This window comes from Thiothrix nivea DSM 5205 (assembly GCF_000260135.1).
GTDB lineage: Bacteria > Pseudomonadota > Gammaproteobacteria > Thiotrichales > Thiotrichaceae > Thiothrix > Thiothrix nivea.
The window spans coordinates 3,633,679-3,653,378 of record NZ_JH651384.1 but is presented as its reverse complement, the minus strand read 5'-3'; the positions used below and the strand labels follow the sequence as shown (position 1 = coordinate 3,653,378).

Here is a 19,700-nt window from a genome sequence, read left to right as displayed (position 1 = left end):
CTTCCCAATCACGGCTCAGAGCGCTGGCGGCTGGAAATCCGGTACAGCACCGGAATCGCAAACAGCGTCAGCACGGTCGAGAACCCTACCCCCCACACAATTGCCGTCGCCACCGGCCCCCAGATCAGCGACTTGCCCCCCAACCCGGTTGCCAGTGAGAACAAGCCTGCAATCGTAGTCAGGGAGGTGATCAGAATTGGAATCACCCGCCGCCGCGCCGCATACACAGTAGCGTGCAAAATGCTCATCCCCTGTTCCCGCCGGTCGTTGGCAGCAGAAATCAGCACAATGGCCGCATTCACCGCAATCCCCGCCAGCGCCACCACCCCGTAAAGCGTGTACAGGCTCAACGGATTCTGCGTCACCAACAAACCAAACACCACGCCGGTAAACGCCATCGGCACGGTGAACAGGATCATCAACGGCTGCCAGTAACTGCGGAACTGTGTACCCAGAATCAAATACATCAGCCCAACGCCAAACAGGAACAACACCCCGATCGAATCCAGGCTTTCCTGCAAATCATCCAGCTGCCCGGTGAAATCGAGGTCAATGTTGGGAAATTGCGCCTTGTATGGCTCCCAGCCTTCCAGTAGCAGCTGGTTGGCCTGCACCGTATCCAACGCACATTGCGTGTAATCTGGCGCTTCTCCGCTGAACGCCGGTTGCAAACGGCATTCGTAGAACGGCTCCTCCGGACGCTTGACCAGATCAGCTTCCAGCGTGATGGCGCGGCGGAAGTTGTAATGGCGGATGTTACCCAGCGATACGGCTTTCTGTTCCTCCACCAGTTCGCGTAACGGAATGCTGCCGCCATCCGGTGCGGGCAGGCGGAAATCCAGCATCTGGTCAACGCTGCGCAGGTCGCCGTCCTGGCGCTTGACGCGCACTTCCAGCTTTTCGCCCTGATCCTGCATGTCGGCGACCACTTCGCCATCCACCAGCAGGCGCAGGGTGCGGGAAACTTCCTCTACCGACACCCCGGCACGGCGGATGTTGTCGTGGCGCAGCCGCAGGGTCATTTCCATCTGGCCGGGGCTGGCGTCATCGGTGATGTCACTGATGCCGGGATTGGAACCAAGAATCTGTTTCAACGCAGTAGCCGCACCCTGAATTTCGGCGTAATCGTCGCCGCGCACTTTCACACTGATGGGCTTGGCAGCTGGCGGCCCACCTGCCAGTTCCAGGAACGCGATATTGCTCGCCCCCGGCACACCGACCACATCGGCGCGCATGTCCTCGATGATGGACTTGACCTCGCGGGAACCTTCCGACAGCGGTTTCAGGCTTACCACCAGTTGCCCGTAGCGCGAGCCATACAGCGGTTCGGTTTCAGTGAACATCATGCCGGAATAGGCCACCACCGAACGCGCGTCATCCGGCTGCAAGTGCTTTTTCACCTGCCGTTCGACTTCCAGCGTTTTTTGCATGGTCTGGTCAAGCGAGGTGGAACTGGGCATTTCCACATTCACGTAGAACAGGCGCAGGCTGTCGGCGGCGAAGAAGTTCATCGGGATCAGCCCCGCCGTGACGATACCGATGGCGAGGAAAAACATCAGGACGATGCCGCTGAGCGCCGTGCGCGGGTAGCGTAACACCTTGACCAGCAGCTTCGAGTATTTGATCTGTATCCAGTGGGTAGCGCGGCTGCGGATTTGCTGGATGCGGGAAGGCTTGTCGAAACGGATGCCCGCAACCGCCACATGCGCGGGCAACATCCAGAACGCCTCGATCAGGCTGATCGCCAGCGCCAGCGTCACCACCATCGGGATGACTTTCATGAACGCGCCGAGGATACCCGGCAGCAGCATCAGCGGCAGGAAGGCGGCGATGGTGGTCAGCACCGCCGTTGTTACCGGCAGGGCGACTTCGCGCATGGTTTCCAGCGCGGCGGTGAGCGCGTCCATGCCCTTTTGCAGGCGGTAGTAGATGGATTCGACCACCACCACGGCGTCATCCACCAGCATCCCCAGCACGATGACGATGCCGAGCAGCACGGTGACGTTGAGGGTTTCGCCCATCGCGGAGAGCAGCCAGAAGGTGGCGGCGAGGATGAAAGGGATGCCGATGGCGGTCAGCAGCGAAATGCGCGTGCCGAGGAATAACCAGGCGACGAACAGCACCATCAGCAGGCCGATGGCTGCGTTGCTTTCCATGATGCGGATGGCTTCACGGGTGGGTATGGTCTGGTCGTCCACCAGCGCCAGTTTCACGCCGGTCGCACCGACTTGCTGGTTACGCTCGTCGATGTAGTTTTTGAGCGTGCCCAGCAGGTCGAGGATGTTGGTGTTATCCTGTTTCATGACAGCGAACAGCACGGTTGGCTCACCGTCGAGGCGCACTTTCTGGGTGGCTTCCTTACGGGCGCGTTCGATGCTGGCGACGCGGGAGAGCGGCACTTCGCCCTGCAAGCCGGGTACGGGCAATTCCCCCAACGCCTGCGGGTCGCTGGTCTTGCCGGTCAGGCGCACCAGCCAGCTTTGCTGATCCACGTCCACGCTACCGGCGGAAAGGTCGCGGAACCAGGCGTGCACCGTATCCGACAACTGCCCCGGCGACAGGGCTAGGGCTTCGAGCACGGCGGGGTCGAAACGCACCTGCAATTCCGGGTCGTCCAGCGCTACTGCATCGACGCGATCCACACCCTTAAGCTGTTCGAGAGCTTTTTCGACGTTTTTGGCCTGTACGCGCAGGTTTTCGTCATCGGCAATGCTTTGCACCGCGATCATAGCGGCGGGGAAGGCGTTGGCAGTGGTGATTTCGATAATGACGGAATCCAGCGCCTCGGCAGGCAGCAGGTCTTCCGCATTCTGGATTTCACGGCGCAGGTCGGCGACGCGCTTGTCGAAGGTGCGCTCGTCGATGTCCTCGAAGCGCACCAGCAGGCTGGAGACGTTGGCGCGGCTGTTGCTGGAGACAAATTTCATGTCCTGTATGCTGCGGATGGCGTCTTCCAGCGGGTCGGTGACGCGCTTTTCCACATCCTCCGCGCTCGCCCCCGGCAGGGCGGTGATGATGGAAATCCAGTTGAAGTTGATAGTCGGGTCTTGCTGGCGCGGCATCAGGTTGTAGGACAGGAAGCCAATCACCAGCACCAGCACGAAGGTGAGGTTGGCAAGGACGTGATTTTGCAGCAGGCGGGCATACAAACTCACTTTGCCACCACTTCGACAGGCTCGCCATCCCGCACCCGCAACCGGTTCTGGTCGATCAGCCGGGTTTCCGGTGGCAGGTCGGTCAACACTGGTTGGCCTTCCTTGGCGTCGGGCAACGGATGGAACTTCGCCACCCCGTTTTCCTCCAGCATCACGCCGAGGCCACCTTCGCGGCGCACGATCCAACTGGCGGGCAGCACCGGCAATTTTCCCTGCCAAACCACGCGGCCCGCACGCCCTACCGGCAATTCATGCGTGTCCTGCGGGGTGTAGCGGACTTCCTGAGTGCGGGTATTGCCCGCAATCTGCCCAACCACGGCGCGGACTTGTAGCGGGATGGAAACGCCATCGGCCACGAAACGCAGTTGCGAGCCTTGCGCCTGATCCTGAACTTCACTGACCGACAGGTTGGCGCTGACTTCCAAGGCGTCGCCCTGCAACAACTGGAAGGCTGGCGTGCCAGGCGCTGCCTGTTGCCCAAGCTGCAAATGACGCTGGGTAATCTGTCCGGCAAACGGAGCCTTGAGCTGGCAACGGGAAACCGCCAGTTGCGCCGTTTCCACCAGCGCATTGGCAACCGCCAAATCGGCTTTGGCTGCGTCGTAATCGGCTGCAATCTTGTCGAGTGTTTCCATCGGGACTACACCGCTCTTGCGCAGCTTCTGGTTGCGCTGAAACTGGGTATTGGCAAGATTGTAGCGGGCGCCAGCTGCCTGCCCCCCTGCCTCCGCCTGCTTGAGGGCGTAGTTGTAGTCGCGGCAGTCGAGCTCCGCCAGCACCTGGCCAGCCTTGACAGCATCACCGGTATCGGCCTGCAACCGGGTCACTTTCGCGGAAATTTCCGCACTTAGCGTACTATCGTTCAAACCGATCAGGCTTGCTGCTACACTACGCTCAGAGGATTGGAGAATTTCCCCGAGTGGACGCAGGGTGACTTGGAGTGTGGCGGTGGCAGCATCGCCCCCCGACACGCACGGTGAGGAAAGCAGCGCGGCCACGAGGGAGGAAGCAACGCCAACAAATGACAGTTTTCGCAGCATTGAGATTATCGCTTGTAAAAGGTTGCGAAATGAAAGGATGCAGGATATACAGTCTTTTGTAAAATGCCTATTCAACAACAGTTACTTCATAAACACGCATTAGGAGAGGAACATGCCACAACTTTTTTCCGCTGACTGGATGAACGAACTCAAGGATCTGTGGAACGCTGACCCGGATGTCAAGGACAAGCTGGCCGCCATCAACTTCAATTCCGTCATCACTTGCGGCATCAAGGGTGAAGACAAGCCACTGGGCGTATTTGTCGTGGAAAACGGCGAATGTGTACGCGCAGGCGACTACGCTGGCGAAACACCTGACTGGGACATGCGCGCAGCCCGCAAGGACTGGATGAAATGGACCCAAGAACCACTGGGCATGGTCGGCCTCGGCACTGCCTATACGTTTGGCAAACTGAAATTCTTGTCCGGTGACTACGGTGCCATGATCAAGAACCCGGCCATGGCAGGCCCCTTCATCAAATCATTCGCTTTGATGGCCAAAATTGACACCCAATAAAATTCGGTTACAAATGGAATAATTTGACGGAGAAAGCCATCAATAGGTGGCTTTTTCTGTTTTTGCACGCGCTAGAGAGGAGAATTACATGAACCTGATCCGCAACCTGCTTGCCATCATTGGCCTAATTGCCATTATCGGTGGCGCTTTCGCCTACACCAAGTTTGCCCCCATGATGAGCCAGATGGGCGACATGGACATCGGCGCTGAAAAGGCCGCGCTCGACCAGCTCGACCCCAAAGCCAAGGATGTCTACATGGATATGTGGAAAAAGCTGAAGGAAACCGGCAATTCCGCTGATGCCACCGTGGTGGTCTACCCACTGGCGGACGGCGTTTCCCCGGAAGACGCCGAGGAAGCCATGAAATTCGTCGCTAATGAGCACAACATCAAAGCGGTGGGCGAGCTGCCGCTGTCTGAGCAAGTCAAGCTGGAAACCGGGCAAGACCAGCGTTTCCTGAAAATCTTCCAGTTCTGTAACCCGCAGACCGCGATGAAAATGGTGGAGTTCAGTGACGCATTCTCCGCCTATCTGCCTTGCCGTATCGCCATGATCCAGGACAAGGAAGGCAAGTACAAGCTGATCGCCCTGAATATGGACATGATGATCTACGGTGGCAAGACCCTGCCACCTGACCTGCACGCCGAAGCCACCAAAGTGCAGGAAATCATCACCGACATCATGAAGCGTGGCGCAGCTGGCGAATTCTAAGATTTGTCTACGGAATCAGGCGGCGGGGCCAGTTCCCCCTCGCCTGAGCCAAAAATCACCCCCAGGGTAATCAGCACCATGCTGGCATACCACAACCAGAAGCCCGCCCCCAATTGCACAATCTGCATATTGGCGTGTTCATCGGGAATTTCGTTAAACCAGAACGCCTGTCCCGCCAGAAATACCCCCGCCACCACCAGCGCCATCGCCCGGTTAGGGTAACGTTGCATCAGCAACACGCCCAGGAACTCCAGCAAGTTGGCGTACCAGGCAAACTGAAACAGCGTAAAACCCAGCCAACCCGTTGCCAGCACCCAATACCCCATTACCACCCCTTCATTGGTATAAAAAACAACCTGGGTCAACGCAACTACCCACAGCACGCCCCCCATAAACAGGCTGATGCCGGGCGACGAGAACCAAAGTGGCCTGATAATCCGCAATAATGTATCCATTACACACTCTTGAAAAGCTTCCATTTCCCGCTAATCATATACGTAAACTGGAAAAGTACGAACTGATTGAGCAAACCCTATACATCTGCTCAGCCTCTCGCTCATAGTGCGCTTAATGCACAGATATGGTGCTAATTATGTTATAAGCACTTAAAAAGTGATATTTTTAGATTGATTAAACTCAAACAGCAATTTTTTCAAAGAAAGTCCCCAACTTTGTGCGCAGAATGCTAGCCATTGATTATCAGGTGGTTATGATGGTGCACTTTTCCATTATTCGCATGTTAGAGGTTACTGGAATGGAGCAACTTGTACCCGCTTTGGATACCCTGTTTGTCCTGATCGGAGCCGTCATGGTGCTGGCCATGCACGCAGGCTTCGCATTTCTGGAAGTCGGCACGGTGCGCCACAAAAACCAGGTCAACGCCCTGGTCAAGATCATCACCGACTTTGCCGTCTCAACCATCGCTTATTTCTTCATTGGCTACATGGTCGCCTACCAAACCGGTTTTTTTAACAGTGCCAGCGTACTAGCGGAGAAAAACGGCTACGATCTGGTCAAGTTCTTCTTCCTGCTGACCTTCGCAGCGGCAATTCCGGCCATCATTTCCGGCGGGATTGCGGAGCGCGCGAAATTCTACCCGCAACTGCTGGCCACCTTCATCATCGTGGCTTTCATCTACCCATTCTACGAAGGCATGATCTGGAACAACCTGTACGGCGTACAAGCATGGATCGAAGCCACATTCGGCGCGAAATTCCATGACTTCGCCGGTTCCGTAGTCGTACACGCCATGGGTGGCTGGATTGCGCTGGGCGCTGTGATCCTGTTGGGTCATCGTCATGGCCGTTACAACAAGCATGGCCAGCCGATGTCAGCGCATCCGCCTTCCAGCATCCCGTTCCTGGCACTGGGCGCTTGGGTGCTGGCCGTAGGCTGGTTCGGGTTTAACGTGATGTCGGCGCAAAGCATTCAGGGTATCAGCGGTCTGGTTGCCATTAACTCGCTAATGGCGATGGTAGGCGGTATTCTGGCAGCCCTGTTCGCGGGCAAAAATGACCCTGGCTTCATCCACAACGGCCCGCTGGCCGGGCTGGTGGCTGTGTGCGCTGGCTCTGACCTGATGCATCCGCTGGGTGCGCTGTTCGTCGGCGCAGTCGCTGGCGCGTTGTTCGTGTGGGCTTTCACCCTGACCCAAAACAAACTGAAAGTGGACGATGTGCTGGGCGTCTGGCCATTGCATGGCCTGTGTGGCGCATGGGGTGGCATCGCTGCCGGTATCTTCGGCCTGGAATCCCTGGGCGGCATGGGTGGCGTCAGCTTCGGTGCACAGTTGGTTGGCACGTTGATTGGGGTTGGTATCGCTACTGCCAGCGGTTTCCTCGTTTACGGCATCCTTAAGGCGGCCATGGGTGGGCTGCGCCTGACCCAAGAAGAGGAATACAACGGTGCTGACCTGACCATCCACAAGATCAAGGCCAATCCGGATACGTAAGAAACCCCTCCTAACTCCCCTTATCAGGGGAGGAACAGGAAGGTTTCTTCCAAACGTTTACCCTACCGGCGTAGAATCGACCCCGTGATTGATACCCACGGGGTTTTTCTTTGGAAGCGTTTTTCGTCTGGCTGGGCGTAATTTCCGCCGTTACTTTTGTGTTTTCCTTGCTGATGCTGCCGTGGCTTGTGGGCAGGATTCCGGCTGATTATTTCACCCGCCCGCGTGATCCGCACAAGTGGCATGTCATGTTGGAACCGCACACTATCATGCGCAATTTGCTGGGCTTGCCGGTAGTGATTGCGGGTATCGCCATGCTGGTATTACCGGGGCAAGGCATCCTCACCATTATGGTCGGGTTAGGCATCATGAATTTCCCCGGCAAGTTTGAAATCGAGAAATGGGTCATCACCCGTCGGGGTGTGCTCAAGGCATTGAACTGGATACGCAGAAAAGAGCGCCACCCCCTGATTGAAGTACCTTAGAATGCCGAAATTCGGCAACAAACGATTTGCGCATTGCACAAAAGCCTTTATGATAGGCCGTTCTTATCAGAGTGTGCATGGGTTCTCCCATCTGCTGGCAACTACTTGCTGAATAAAGGAAACCAACTATGGGAAGCCCCATCAAAACGACGACTGAACCTCAGCGTTTTCAACCGCTGCAATTACAGGCCAATCTGACCAAAGCATTCATGCTGTGGCAACTATTCAATGCCCGCATGGCGCAGGCATCCGCCAAGACCCGACCGGCAAGCTCTGCCGGTGATATGGCGTTTCCTAATGCATTAAAGAACTGGTTTATCAATCTGGCTTATCATCCCGCGCGCATCATTCAACACAATCAGGAATTACTGCAAAAACAGTTCTCCCTATGGCAACGCCTGAACATGCGCCTGCTGGGCTTCCCCGGCATTTCCCTCAGTGATGATGAAAGCAACAAGGATCGCCGTTTCAAAGACCCTGCATGGAAAGAAGGCCCTCTCAGCGAAGCGGTGATGCAAACCTACCTGAATTTTGCCGGTTACTGGAAAGCATTGGCAGAACTGGATACCCGCCTGCCTGAGCAGGAAAGCAAAAAAGCGCAGTTCTTCCTCAATAACCTGCTGGATGCGCTGGCTCCCAACAATTTCCCCCACACCAACCCGCAGGTCTGGCAGGCTATTCGCGATACCAACGGCGACAATCTGGTCAAAGGCATGGAAAACCTGCTGAATGACTTTCAGGACGGTGAATTACGCATCCGCATGACTGACATGCAGGCGTTTGAGCTGGGCCGCGACATTGCCACCACGCCAGGGCAGGTTGTGTTCCGCAACGAACTGATGGAACTGATCCAGTACACGCCAACGACAGGCACGGTACGGAAAACACCTCTGCTGATCGTACCGCCGTGGATCAACAAGTATTACATCCTTGACCTGCGCGAGCAGAATTCCTTCGTCAAATGGGCCGTGGAACAGGGTCACACCGTATTCATGATCTCCTGGATTAACCCTGGCTCCGAGCAACGTGACCTGACCTTCGACGAATACGTTGAAAAAGGCACGCTGACAGCCATGGACATGATTGAACAGGCAACCGGCGAGCGTGAAGTCAACATGGTCGGCTACTGTCTGGGCGGCACACTGTCAGGCATCACCCTGGCTTGGCTGGCGGCGAAAGGTGATGGGCGCGTGAAAAGTGCCACCTTCTTCACCACCCTGCTGGACTTCTCCGAACCGGGTGAAATCGGCGTATTCCTGGATGACGCTCAGGTGACATCCATCGAAGAACGCATGGACAAAAACGGCGGTTATCTGGAAGGCAAGAACATGGGTGCTGCATTCAACATGCTGCGCGCCAATGACCTGATCTGGTCATTCTTTGTCAACCTCTACCTGCTCGGCAAAGACCCGATCCCATTCGACCTGCTGTACTGGAACTCGGACAGCACCCGGATGCCAGCGGCCATGCACAGCTTCTACCTGCGCAATATGTACCTGAACAACCGCCTGAGGGAACCCGGCGGCATCACGGTTAACGGCGCAGCCATCGACCTGAGCAAGGTCACAACGCCGGTCTATTTCGTTTCCACCCAGGATGACCACATTGCGCCGTGGAAAACCACCTACAAGGGTGCGCAATTATTCTCCGGCCCGGTACGCTTCGTGCTTGGCCAGTCCGGCCATATCGCCGGGATTGTGAACCCTGCCGCGAAAGACAAGTATGGTCACTGGACTAATGGCACGCTGGCTACTGACCCTGATCAATGGCTCAAGAGTGCAACACCCAGCAAGCAATCCTGGTGGCACGACTGGGATAAGTGGGTTTCCGCTTATGCTGGCGAACAAACTGAAGCGCGTGAACCCGGCGCAGGTAAACTGCCAGCTATGTGCCCGGCTCCCGGCACTTATGTGAAAGTCAAAGCAGGCTGATGAAATAAACAAGGGAGCCGGGTATTCAGCCCAGCTCCCTCTGTTTTTACCCGTTTCGGCGCGGTGTCGGTCAGCCTTTCAGCCAAGGCACGTACATGACTGCCTCCCCCGTCACCAGCAGCTTGCCAGTGCTGTCTTCGCAGGTCGTTTTCAGGTTAACAATTGGCTTGCCTTCACGGATGGCGGTAATTTCCACTTTGGCAATCACCTCCATATCCAGGTACACCGGAGCCTTGAATTGCAGATTTTGGGTCATGTAAATGGAGCCGTTCCCCGGCAGATGTTCCCCCAGCAGGGCTGAAAAAAGGCTACCCACCAACATGCCGTGCACAATACGCTGGCCAAATTGCGTAGATGCCGCGAATTCAACATCCAAGTGCACGGGATTATTATCGGTCGAGAGCGCTGCGTACAATTTGACATCAGCTTCGCTAAAGGCGTGGGAGATGGATGCCATATCACCGACATTCAATGCTTTCATCACTGGCTCCCCCATTTCTGTGGCTTATCCTTTTTTATCAGGTAGTCACCATAAGCTTCCCGTAACCTGTTTTTTAATAACTTACCGGTTGCATTCAACGGTAGCTCTTCCACAAAAACGACGTCATCCGGAATCTGCCATTTCGCAACCTTATCCTCATAAAAATGCAATAGCGCCTCGGGCGATAGTGTGCTGCCCTCGCGTTTAACCACAATCAATAAAGGGCGCTCATCCCATTTCTCGTGTTTGGCTGCAATCGCCGCTGCACTAAGCACTTCCGGGTGCGCTACCGCAATATTTTCCAGCTCTACTGTGCTTATCCACTCACCACCAGACTTGATAATGTCCTTGGAACGGTCGCGGATGGTCATATAGCCATCCTCATCCAGAGTGGATACGTCCCCGGTAGAAAACCAGCCATCCTCCAAGGCTGAGTCGCCGGATTTGAAATAGGTATCCACGACCCAGTGGCCACGGCACTGAAGGTTGCCTTGCATAGCGCTATCAGGCAGCAAGACCTCACCGTCGTCCCCGGTCAGGCGCAGTGCAATTCCAAACAAGGGGCGTCCCTGGCTGACCCTCAGCTTATGCTGTTCGTCTTCCGGTAACTGCTCATGCTTTTTCAGCAAATGATTCACCGTACCCACCGGGCTAAGCTCCGTCATTCCCCAGGCATGAATGGTTTCAACCTGGTATAAGTCACGGAATGTACTGATCATTGACGGTGGGCAAGCAGCCCCGCCAATGATAGTCCGACGCAAACTGGGGACGCGCGAAGCAGACTGTTCCATTGCCCGTAACAAACCCTGCCAGATGGTTGGTACGCCCAAGGCAAGGGTCACTTGCTGGCCATCAATCAAGGTCAGCAAACTGTTGCCATCCAGCCCCGGCCCCGGCATGACCAAACTGGCACCGACCATGGCGGCAGCATAGGGCACACCCCAGGCATTGACATGGAACATGGGGACAACCGGCAAAATGGTTTCGCGGGCAGAAAGCCCCATACTGTCAGGCAGGGCAATCGCAAAGGAATGTAACAGGGTCGAGCGGTGCGAATACAACACTCCTTTGGGGTCGCCCGTCGTGCCAGAGGTATAACACAGGCTGGAAGCTTCCTGCTCATCCAGTTCAGGCCACGCAAAGTCCTCACTGCCTTGCTCAATCAAATCCTCATAAAACAGCAAGCCAGGCAACAAACTGACAGCCTCTTCATCCTTGGCACTCATTAGCACATAGTGCTGAACCGTTAGGAGTCTGTCGCGCAATTGCGCAATGACAGGCAAAAAGGTTTTATCCAGAAACAGGACTTTATCCTGCGCATGATTAATGATGTAGACCAGCTGTGCCGGAAACAAACGGGGATTGATCGTATGGCAAACCCGTCCGCTCCCTGAGACGCCAAAATAAATTTCCAGATGGCGATGGTTATTCCAGGCAATGGTTCCGCAGCACTCACTTGATGCAATGCCCAAATAATCCAGCGCACTCGCCAGCTTGCGCGAACGTCGGGAAACTTCAGCCCAACGGGTATGTGTTAAACCACCTGTCGTTTCCACTGAAACAATCGGTGTTTCACCATGGTACATTTCAGCATGTTTAATCAGGGAACTGATCAACAACGGCATTGTCATCATTTGACCAAACATCAACATCCTCCTTCCAGCATATTTATAAACACTTTTTCCAATTACTTTTCTATTCATTCTTAAAAAAAAGAATTTCATGAATATTGCTGAAATGTATCGAAATGTATCGCAAGCACAAAAACAAACTGCTCTGTTTATTTTCGTTTTTTTGCTACTGGCTTCGCTTCCATGCTAACCCTATCTGACTCAAATATTTTATCCTCAGACCATCAGTTGTAAAAAACCAACTGATGTATTTTTTATTACCTTAAGCAAGTGTTTTTGCTTGGTTAGACACCATCTGTAAATGACGGATATTCGATATTATTTTCGGAGGAGGAGTTCCATGGGTCATTCTCATAATAATCATGGCCATTTGTGCCATACACGCAACGGGATCATCATCTTGCTAGGCGCATTCAGCGCAAATGCCATAGCGGCAGATGCCAAGATTGGCAATACCTCGGTAGACGTTAGTGGTTTTGTTAAACTTGATGCCATGTTTACCAATTACAACGATGGTACACCCGTATCAACAGCTATTGATGATTTTTACATCCCATCGGTCATTCCCACAACCGCCGCAGGTGCAGCCAGCACAAGTGAGTCCACCAAATTCAACGCCCATGCCAAACAAACCCGCTTCAACCTTAAAACGGCTACTGAACTGGAAAACGGCAAAAAAATTAACGGCCTGATCGAGGTTGACTTCGGCCCCGGCAGCCCCACCTCCAACGGCAAGGTCACCACCAACCGTAGCGGTGTCGACCTGCGTCATGCCACCATTTCCTATGACAACTGGACAGTAGGGCAAACCTGGACGAATGCCCTCAATACCTCATCACTGGCAGATACGCTTGACCTGTTTACGCTGGCTGAAGGGGTAGTCGCTACCCGGCAAGCCCAGGTACGTTATACCAATGGCCCTTTTTCCGCCTCACTGGAAAACCCGGAAACCCGCATCAACACCTCATCAGGGCGGGTCGATACTAATGACAGTTCCCTGCCTGACCTGACAGTCAAATATACCCACAAAGGTGATTTTGGTAATGTTTCGGTCGCTGGTCTGGCTCGCCAGTTGAAATACGAAGACCCTACCACCAAGGTTGACTCCAGCACGACGGCAGCTGGCGTCAATATTGCCGGTAAAATCAATGTCGGCGAAAAGGATGATGTCCGTTTCAGCCTCACGCAAGGCAAGGGTTTGGGGCGTTATGTGGGGCTTGCCCTCAATAGTGATGGTTATTTGGACGCTAACGGCAAAATCAAGACCATCGACCAGACTGCCGCCCACATTGGTTACAAGCACGCCTGGACACCCAAAGCCAGCTCAACCTTAGGCTATGCCATTTACGAAGCGGATGCTGATGCCGCAGCCGGTGTTTTCAACAAAAAGTCGCAAAGTATCCACGCCAACCTGCTGTACAACCCAACCAAGGAAGTCACATTAGGCGGTGAATATATTCATGGCAAACTGGAGAAAAGCAATGGTAGCGAAGGCGATATGGATCGCCTGCAATTCTCTGCCAAATACAATTTTTAACCCTGCCGGGAGAGGGGTCAGTAATGGCTCTTCTCCCAGCTCTCGTGGTTCAAAGTGCCATCAAACGTTTATTGACTGTCGCAGAGGGAGATTCGCCAAACAGCTCTTTATAATTTCTGGCAAAATTACTGGAGTGCAAAAATCCCCATTTGGCGGCAATATCACCGATAACAACATTATCTGTCATCAGTGTTTTTAAAACATGCCTGACCTTGACCAGTTTATGCCGCCGCACATAACTCATGGGCGGAATGCCGTAAATTCTGTCAAACCCCAATTGTAAAGTGCGTGGGCTAACCCCAGCAACTCTGGCCAAATCTGCCATACTGATATTTTCCCGCTCATTTTCCACAATATACTGCAAAACCCGCTTGATATAGACAGGTTTAAAACCATCAACACCTATACCCTTTTTTTCAGGGTAACTCGCAAGCAAGTCATGCAACAAGGTCAATATCAAACGGTTTTCCACCGCCGCCAGCGTCACACCCCGCCGGATCAAGGAATTCTCATCACCCGCATCCATCATAATATCAGCAAGCAATTTACTGACACTATTTCCTGAAGACTTGGCATACGACAATACCGGGGAGAATGTGGCAGGAAAAATAACATGGCCATCCCAATAATCCACCCAATAACGGAACAAGGTGAAATCCGGCACATGGATCACAAATGCTTCGGTTTTCTCCAACCATTGCGCATTCAGCCTGTCACCTGATGACACCACCAATGCATTGCCTGGCCGCACGGCTATATCCACGCCATTCAGACGTTGTGTCAAGCCACCACTGACAGGAAATACCATCAACACAGACTTGAGCATGGCTGACTTTACTCGGATGGCATCCGGACATTTCATATACAGTAATTGCACGGCGCTCAAGGGCAACCGGCTCACGCAAAAGCTGCCCCCAGAAGCAGCAGCACTCAGCTGAATGGAAAGGTTTTCCATCACCGTATTCAGGGTTGCCTGAAGTGTATCGGGATCAGCCGTTTTAACCAGCAAATCGGCATCCGATAAACGGCGAGGAAGCGTATCAAACAAACTGTCAATAAAACCCAAACCGATGCCTCAACAACTAAAAAAAGGCAATAGATAACTATTGCCCTAACTCATGAAAAACCTAGTAAAAACTGGATGCGCTTGCCAAACGGGCCTGCACACCTGCCGGGAGGGTATACAAAGCACCGTGCACCGCATGAGCCGACACACGCCCCGCAAATGCCGACAACCCTAGTGTATCCAGGTAGCGTAAGGCCCCACCCCGGAAACGCGGGAAACCCAAGCCCAAAATCAGCCCCATGTCGACTTCTGCTGCTGTTTCCACAATGCCGTCATCCAGACAACGCACTGCCTCGGTACACAGCGGGATCATCATCCGGTCAATAATGTCCTGATCACTGGTTACACGGGCATCTGTCACCGCATTCAGGGTTTGCGCCAATGCTGTCGGGCGTTTAAAGCGTTTGCCACGCTCATCCACGCCGTATTCGTAGAAACCTTTGCCATTTTTCTGCCCCAGACACCCCGCGCTCACCAGTGCCTCAATGACGGTTTCGCCGTCATGCCCCATACGCTCGGGGAAACCGGCCTGCATGACTTCATCCGCGTGTACCATCGTATCCAGACCCACCACATCAGCAAGATAGGCAGGCCCCATCGGCCAGCCGAATGCCTCCATGACCTTATCAATGCGCTGAAAATCCACCCCGTCTTTCAACAAACGGTTAAAGCCGTTGAAGTACGGGAACAGAATGCGGTTAACCAGAAAGCCGGGGCAGTCATTGACCACTATCGGGGCTTTGCCTATGGCATCGGCATATGCAACGGCACGGGCAATCGTGGCATCACTGCTCAATGCGCCACGGATGATTTCCACCAAGGGCATTTGTGGTACAGGGTTAAAGAAGTGCATCCCGCAAAACTGTGCTGGGCGCGCCAACCCTTCCGCCAATGACGTAATTGAAATGGTTGAGGTATTGGAGGTTAATACTGCATCCTCCGCCACCAAGCCTTCAATCTCCTGCAACACCCTTTGCTTGATGGCAGGGTTTTCCACCACGGCTTCCACGACCAGATCCACGGCAGCAAAATCGCTGTAATCCAGCGTCGGTTTCACTGCTGCCAGAACAGCCGCTTTTTTTTCAGCTGTCATCGTACCTTTCTGCACCTGCCGATCCAGTAACTGCTGGATGGTCTTTGAACCCAAATCCAGTGCCGCCCCGTTAATGTCCTTCATCAGCATCGGGATACCAAATAGTGCCGACTGGTAAGCCACACCACCGCCCATGATACCAGCACCCAAAACCGCGCTTTGCTTGACAGGCGCTGCCTGCTTGCCCCATGCCCTGGTTTTTTTCTTCAACACCTGATCATTGAAGAACAAACCCAGCAAGCTGCTCGCCGCATCGGTACGCGCCAGCAAGGTGAAGCATTCAGCTTCCGCGCGTAAAGCATCAGCAAATGGCAAGTGCGCGTGCTGGCATAACATATCCGCAATCTGCCAAGGTGCAGGATAGTGCCTATCCAGCCTTGCGGTCTGGCTGGCGTGCGCTGCGCTTAAGGCATCTGCCGTGATGGTAACGCTTGCCTGCTTTTGCTGGCGTTTTGCCCGATAGTCTACGTCTCCAGCGCTTGCCGCTTGCAGCAAGGCCAGCGCGGTTTCGCGCAATTGCCCCTCGGCGGCAACACGATCCACCGCGCCCTGCGCCAAGGCTTGCGCGGCGGCTGCCGGTTTACCCGTGACTGCCCAGGCCAAAGCGGTTTCAACCCCGGCCAAACGGCTCAAACGCACCGTGCCACCCCAACCAGGGCATAAACCCAGGGTCACTTCAGGCAAACCCACTTTGCCTTTGGCATTCAAGACACGTAAATCGCAAGCCAGGGCCAATTCAAAACCACCGCCTAATGCCAGGCCATTCACCATCGCCACCGTGGGGAATGGCAGGCTTTCCAATTGGCTAAATACTGCTTGCGTATCCAGTAACCATTGGGTCAGCCCAGCATCGGGTAAGGCGAAGAATGCCTGAAATTCGGTAACATCCGCCCCGACCACAAAAGCAGGTTTGGCACTGCTCACCAACAAACCTGTCACGCCACCGACCTGTTCCAATAACTGCACAGCCGCACGCAACTCCGTCACCATGACGCTATTCAATGCGTTTACCGCCGCGCCCTGCGCATCCAGCACCAGCTCCATTTGCCCGTGATCCAGAGCCTGCAAGGACAAGGTTTTTCCTGTGTACAACATCGTGTCGTCCTCGGTCATGGTTGAATCAAACGCGTTCAAACAAGGCAGCAATCCCTTGTCCGCCACCGATGCACAGGCTAACCATTGCGTAACACCCGTTGATACGCTCCAGTTCATGCAAGGCTTTCACCGTGACCAATGCGCCGGTTGCCCCAATCGGATGCCCCAGGGAAATACCACTACCATTCGGATTCAGGCGCTCGGTTGGCAGCTCCAGTTGTTGCGCCACCGCCAGGGCTTGCGCGGCAAACGCCTCATTCACCTCGTACACATCAATGTCATTCACCCCCAGACCTTGACGTGCCAAAATTTGCCGGATCGCCGGAACCGGCCCAATCCCCATGATTTTGGGGTCGACCCCAACAACGGAATAATCGACCAAACGTGCCATCACCTTGCAACCTTGCGCTTCAGCGCTTTCACGCCTCATCATCACAATGGCCGCAGCGGCATCGTTCAAGCCAGAGGCATTACCCGCCGTCACCGTGCCACCTTTTTTGAAGACCGGTTTCAGCACCTCCAATTCATTCAGGGTGCAATCCAGGCGCACATGCTCATCGGTAGCGAACAATTGTGTGCCTTTGCGCCCCTTGATTTCGATCGGCAGGATCTGGCTAGTGAAATATCCGGCCTCAATGGCTTGTTGCGCCCGACGATGGCTTTCCAAAGCCAGCCCGTCCTGTTGCTCGCGGGTAATGCCGTATTGCTCCGCCACATTTTCTGCCGTCACCCCCATGTGGTAATGGTTGAACGGGCAATTCAGCGCCCCAACCATCGGGTCAACCATGACGCCATCGCCCATGCGTTGCCCAAAACGGGCGGTGGGCAAATGGAAAGGTATCCGGCTCATGGATTCCGCCCCACCCGCCACCACCGCTTCACAAATACCCAGCTCAATCTGCTGGGCGGCAGTCACCACGGCTTGCAAACCACTGCCACATAAACGGTTCAGGGTCAGCGCAGGTACGGTTTCCGGCAAACCGCCCTGCATCGCTGCCACCCGTGACAAGTACATGTCCGCAGGCTCGCTGTGAATGACATTGCCGAAAACACTATGCCCAAACAGGCTAACATCCACGCCAGCACGCTGAATGGCTTCCGCGACCAACAGCCCCGCCAAATCCACCGGACGATGATTTTTTAAACTACCGCCATAAGTACCAATCGCAGTACGCACGCTGCTAACAACAACAACTTCATGTTTATTCATGGCCAACTCCTAATTAAAAGAACGAGGGATACTCTCCCAGCGATTTGCAGGCTTTTTTGTTTTTGAATTTCAAGGAAATTTAGAGCGTCATTGCGAGGTAACAACGGCGCTCGGGATTTTATTCAAACGCCGTTTACATATTCGGGTAATTCGGGCCACCCCCACCTTCCGGTGTTACCCACGTAATGTTTTGCGCGGGGTCTTTAATATCGCAGGTTTTGCAATGTATGCAGTTTTGCGCATTAATCTGGAAACGCAGGCCGTTATCCTCCACCACCACTTCATACACACCCGCAGGGCAATAACGTTGCGCGGGTTCAGCGTATTCCCGCCAGTTTTTACCTAACGGAATGGCCGGGTCTTGCAGGCGCAAATGGCACGGTTGGTCTTCTTCGTGGTTGGTACTGGATAAGAACACCGAAGTCAGCTTGTCAAAGCTGAGTTTGCCATCCGGTTTCGGGTAGGTGATCGGGGCAAACTCACTGGCCTGACGCAGTTGCGCGTAATCGTGGTGGTTATCCCGCAAGGTCAGCGGCAACTTGCCCTTGAAAAGGTTCTGGTCCAGAAAGTTGAACGCACCACCCAGGTATGCACCAAACCGGTGGAGTGCCGGGCCAAAATTACGGCTACTGTACAATTCGTCGTAAACCCAGGAATCCTGGAAGCGTTGTGCGTAACCAGTCAGATCCCTACCACCTGTATCGCCAGCGGCCAGGGCAGCAAAAACCTCTTCCGCCGCCAACATGCCACTTTTCATCGCAGTATGCGTGCCTTTGATTTTGGCGAAATTCAGCGTACCGGCCTCACACCCCACCAGCAAACCACCGGGGAAGTGCATTTTCGGCAGCGCGTTAAAACCACCCTTGGCAATGGCGCGCGCACCATAAGCCACGCGCTTGCCGCCACCCAGATACCGCGCCAGCAAGGGGTGGTGCTTCATACGCTGGAATTCATCATACGGGCTAAGGTAAGGGTTGCTGTAGTTGAGGTCGACGATCAAACCCACCACAGCCTGATGGCCTTCGGTGTGATACAGGAAGAAACCGCTGCTCGTACCGCCGCCCAAAGGCCAGCCCGAACCGTGCACAACCAGACCTTGCTGGTGTTTCACCGGGTCAATGTCCCACAGTTCTTTGAAGCCGATACCGTAATGTTGCGCATCACTGTCTGCGTCCAGCCTGAAGCGGCTATACAACTGTTTGCCCAGATGCCCACGGCAACCTTCCGCAAACAGGGTGTATTTGGCCTGCAATTCCATCCCGGGCGTGAAATTGTCCTTGGGTTCGCCATCCGCACCCACGCCCATGTCACCCGTAATGACACCCGCCACGCTGCCATCCTCATTCAACAGCAGTTCGTGGGCAGCAAAACCGGGGAATACTTCCACGCCCAGGCTTTCGGCCTGCTCCGCCAACCAGCGGCACACATTGCCGAGACTAACGATGTAATTGCCGTCGTTGTGCATGGTGGCGGGGATCAGCGCATGTGGAATCTGTACCGAACGCTGCGCATCACGCAACAGGTGCAACTCGTCTTTCACCACTGGCACAGAGAGCGGTGCTCCCATGGCCTGCCAGTCAGGGAACAATTCATCCAGGGCGCGGCTTTCAATAACCGCGCCAGACAGGATGTGCGCCCCGACTTCTGAACCTTTCTCGACCAGGCACACACTGAGTTCCTGCCCGGCATCCTGCGCCTGCTGCATGAGCCGACACGCCGCCGCCAACCCAGCAGGGCCAGCGCCGACGATCACAACATCAAATGCCATCGCATCACGTTCATGATTTTCCATGGGA

At 54.6% G+C, this 19,700-nt stretch carries 15 protein-coding genes; 6 read left to right on the top strand and 9 right to left on the bottom strand.

The window, feature by feature from the left end; genetic code table 11:
* Window positions 1-8 precede the first annotated feature (8 nt).
* Window positions 9-3,155: an efflux RND transporter permease subunit gene (locus THINI_RS18260; RefSeq protein WP_002710006.1), complete on the bottom strand. Its 3,147-nt coding sequence runs from the start codon at window positions 3,153-3,155 to the stop codon at window positions 9-11.
* On the bottom strand, window positions 3,152-4,195 hold the full coding sequence (locus tag THINI_RS23740; protein WP_002710005.1) for an efflux RND transporter periplasmic adaptor subunit: 1,044 nt from the start codon (window positions 4,193-4,195) through the stop codon (window positions 3,152-3,154). Before THINI_RS23740 ends, THINI_RS18260 begins: the two co-directional genes overlap by 4 nt.
* A 112-nt stretch (window positions 4,196-4,307) precedes the next feature.
* On the opposite strand from THINI_RS23740, the gene THINI_RS18250 reads away from it, so the two are divergent.
* Together THINI_RS18250 and THINI_RS18245 are read left to right on the top strand one after the other, a co-directional pair.
* Window positions 4,308-4,712, top strand: a complete 405-nt coding sequence (locus THINI_RS18250) for an SCP2 sterol-binding domain-containing protein (RefSeq protein WP_002710004.1) — start codon at window positions 4,308-4,310, stop codon at window positions 4,710-4,712.
* An 88-nt stretch (window positions 4,713-4,800) separates the two neighbouring features.
* Entirely contained in the window at window positions 4,801-5,424 is a 624-nt protein-coding gene (locus tag THINI_RS18245) for a DUF302 domain-containing protein (RefSeq protein WP_002710003.1), read from the top strand.
* Here the strand turns inward: THINI_RS18245 and THINI_RS18240 are convergent.
* Window positions 5,421-5,879 (bottom strand): hypothetical protein, encoded by a 459-nt coding sequence (locus THINI_RS18240; RefSeq protein ID WP_002710002.1) that lies wholly within the window; start codon window positions 5,877-5,879, stop codon window positions 5,421-5,423. The two genes, THINI_RS18245 and THINI_RS18240, sit on opposite strands and share 4 nt — an antisense overlap.
* Window positions 5,880-6,178: 299 nt before the next feature.
* Here THINI_RS18240 and THINI_RS18235 point away from each other — a divergent pair, with 299 nt between their 5' ends.
* The 3 genes from THINI_RS18235 (at window position 6,179) to THINI_RS18225 (ending at window position 9,791) form a co-directional block, all read left to right on the top strand.
* Window positions 6,179-7,375, top strand: coding sequence for an ammonium transporter (locus tag THINI_RS18235; RefSeq protein WP_002710001.1), 1,197 nt, complete (start codon window positions 6,179-6,181; stop codon window positions 7,373-7,375).
* A gap of 110 nt (window positions 7,376-7,485) precedes the next feature.
* A complete protein-coding gene (locus THINI_RS18230) occupies window positions 7,486-7,860 on the top strand; it encodes a PGPGW domain-containing protein (protein ID WP_002710000.1) in 375 nt (124 codons plus the stop codon).
* Window positions 7,861-7,988: 128 nt separating this feature from the next.
* Window positions 7,989-9,791: a PHA/PHB synthase family protein gene (locus tag THINI_RS18225; RefSeq protein ID WP_002709999.1), complete on the top strand. Its 1,803-nt coding sequence runs from the start codon at window positions 7,989-7,991 to the stop codon at window positions 9,789-9,791.
* A gap of 70 nt (window positions 9,792-9,861) precedes the next feature.
* Here THINI_RS18225 and THINI_RS18220 read toward each other — a convergent pair whose 3' ends face one another.
* Window positions 9,862-10,272, bottom strand: coding sequence for a MaoC family dehydratase (locus tag THINI_RS18220; RefSeq protein WP_002709998.1), 411 nt, complete (start codon window positions 10,270-10,272; stop codon window positions 9,862-9,864).
* On the bottom strand, window positions 10,272-11,918 hold the full coding sequence (locus THINI_RS18215; protein WP_002709997.1) for a long-chain-fatty-acid--CoA ligase: 1,647 nt from the start codon (window positions 11,916-11,918) through the stop codon (window positions 10,272-10,274). Before THINI_RS18215 ends, THINI_RS18220 begins: the two co-directional genes overlap by 1 nt.
* Window positions 11,919-12,243: 325 nt before the next feature.
* On the opposite strand from THINI_RS18215, the gene THINI_RS18210 reads away from it, so the two are divergent.
* Window positions 12,244-13,440: a DcaP family trimeric outer membrane transporter gene (locus THINI_RS18210; protein WP_002709996.1), complete on the top strand. Its 1,197-nt coding sequence runs from the start codon at window positions 12,244-12,246 to the stop codon at window positions 13,438-13,440.
* A gap of 49 nt (window positions 13,441-13,489) precedes the next feature.
* Here the strand turns inward: THINI_RS18210 and THINI_RS23735 are convergent, their stop codons facing one another.
* From THINI_RS23735 to THINI_RS18190, 4 genes are all read right to left on the bottom strand, one after another.
* A complete protein-coding gene (locus THINI_RS23735; protein ID WP_002709995.1) occupies window positions 13,490-14,506 on the bottom strand; it encodes an AraC family transcriptional regulator in 1,017 nt (338 codons plus the stop codon).
* 61 nt (window positions 14,507-14,567) lie between these two features.
* Window positions 14,568-16,694, bottom strand: a complete 2,127-nt coding sequence (gene fadB, locus THINI_RS18200; protein ID WP_002709994.1) for a fatty acid oxidation complex subunit alpha FadB — start codon at window positions 16,692-16,694, stop codon at window positions 14,568-14,570.
* Window positions 16,695-16,719: 25 nt separating this feature from the next.
* Window positions 16,720-17,904: a beta-ketothiolase BktB gene (bktB, locus tag THINI_RS18195; RefSeq protein ID WP_002709993.1), complete on the bottom strand. Its 1,185-nt coding sequence runs from the start codon at window positions 17,902-17,904 to the stop codon at window positions 16,720-16,722.
* 133 nt (window positions 17,905-18,037) lie between these two features.
* Window positions 18,038-19,696 carry an electron transfer flavoprotein-ubiquinone oxidoreductase gene (locus tag THINI_RS18190; RefSeq protein WP_002709992.1) on the bottom strand — a complete coding sequence of 553 codons (1,659 nt, stop codon included), beginning with the start codon at window positions 19,694-19,696 and terminating at the stop codon, window positions 18,038-18,040.
* Between the last annotated feature and the right edge of the window lie 4 nt (window positions 19,697-19,700).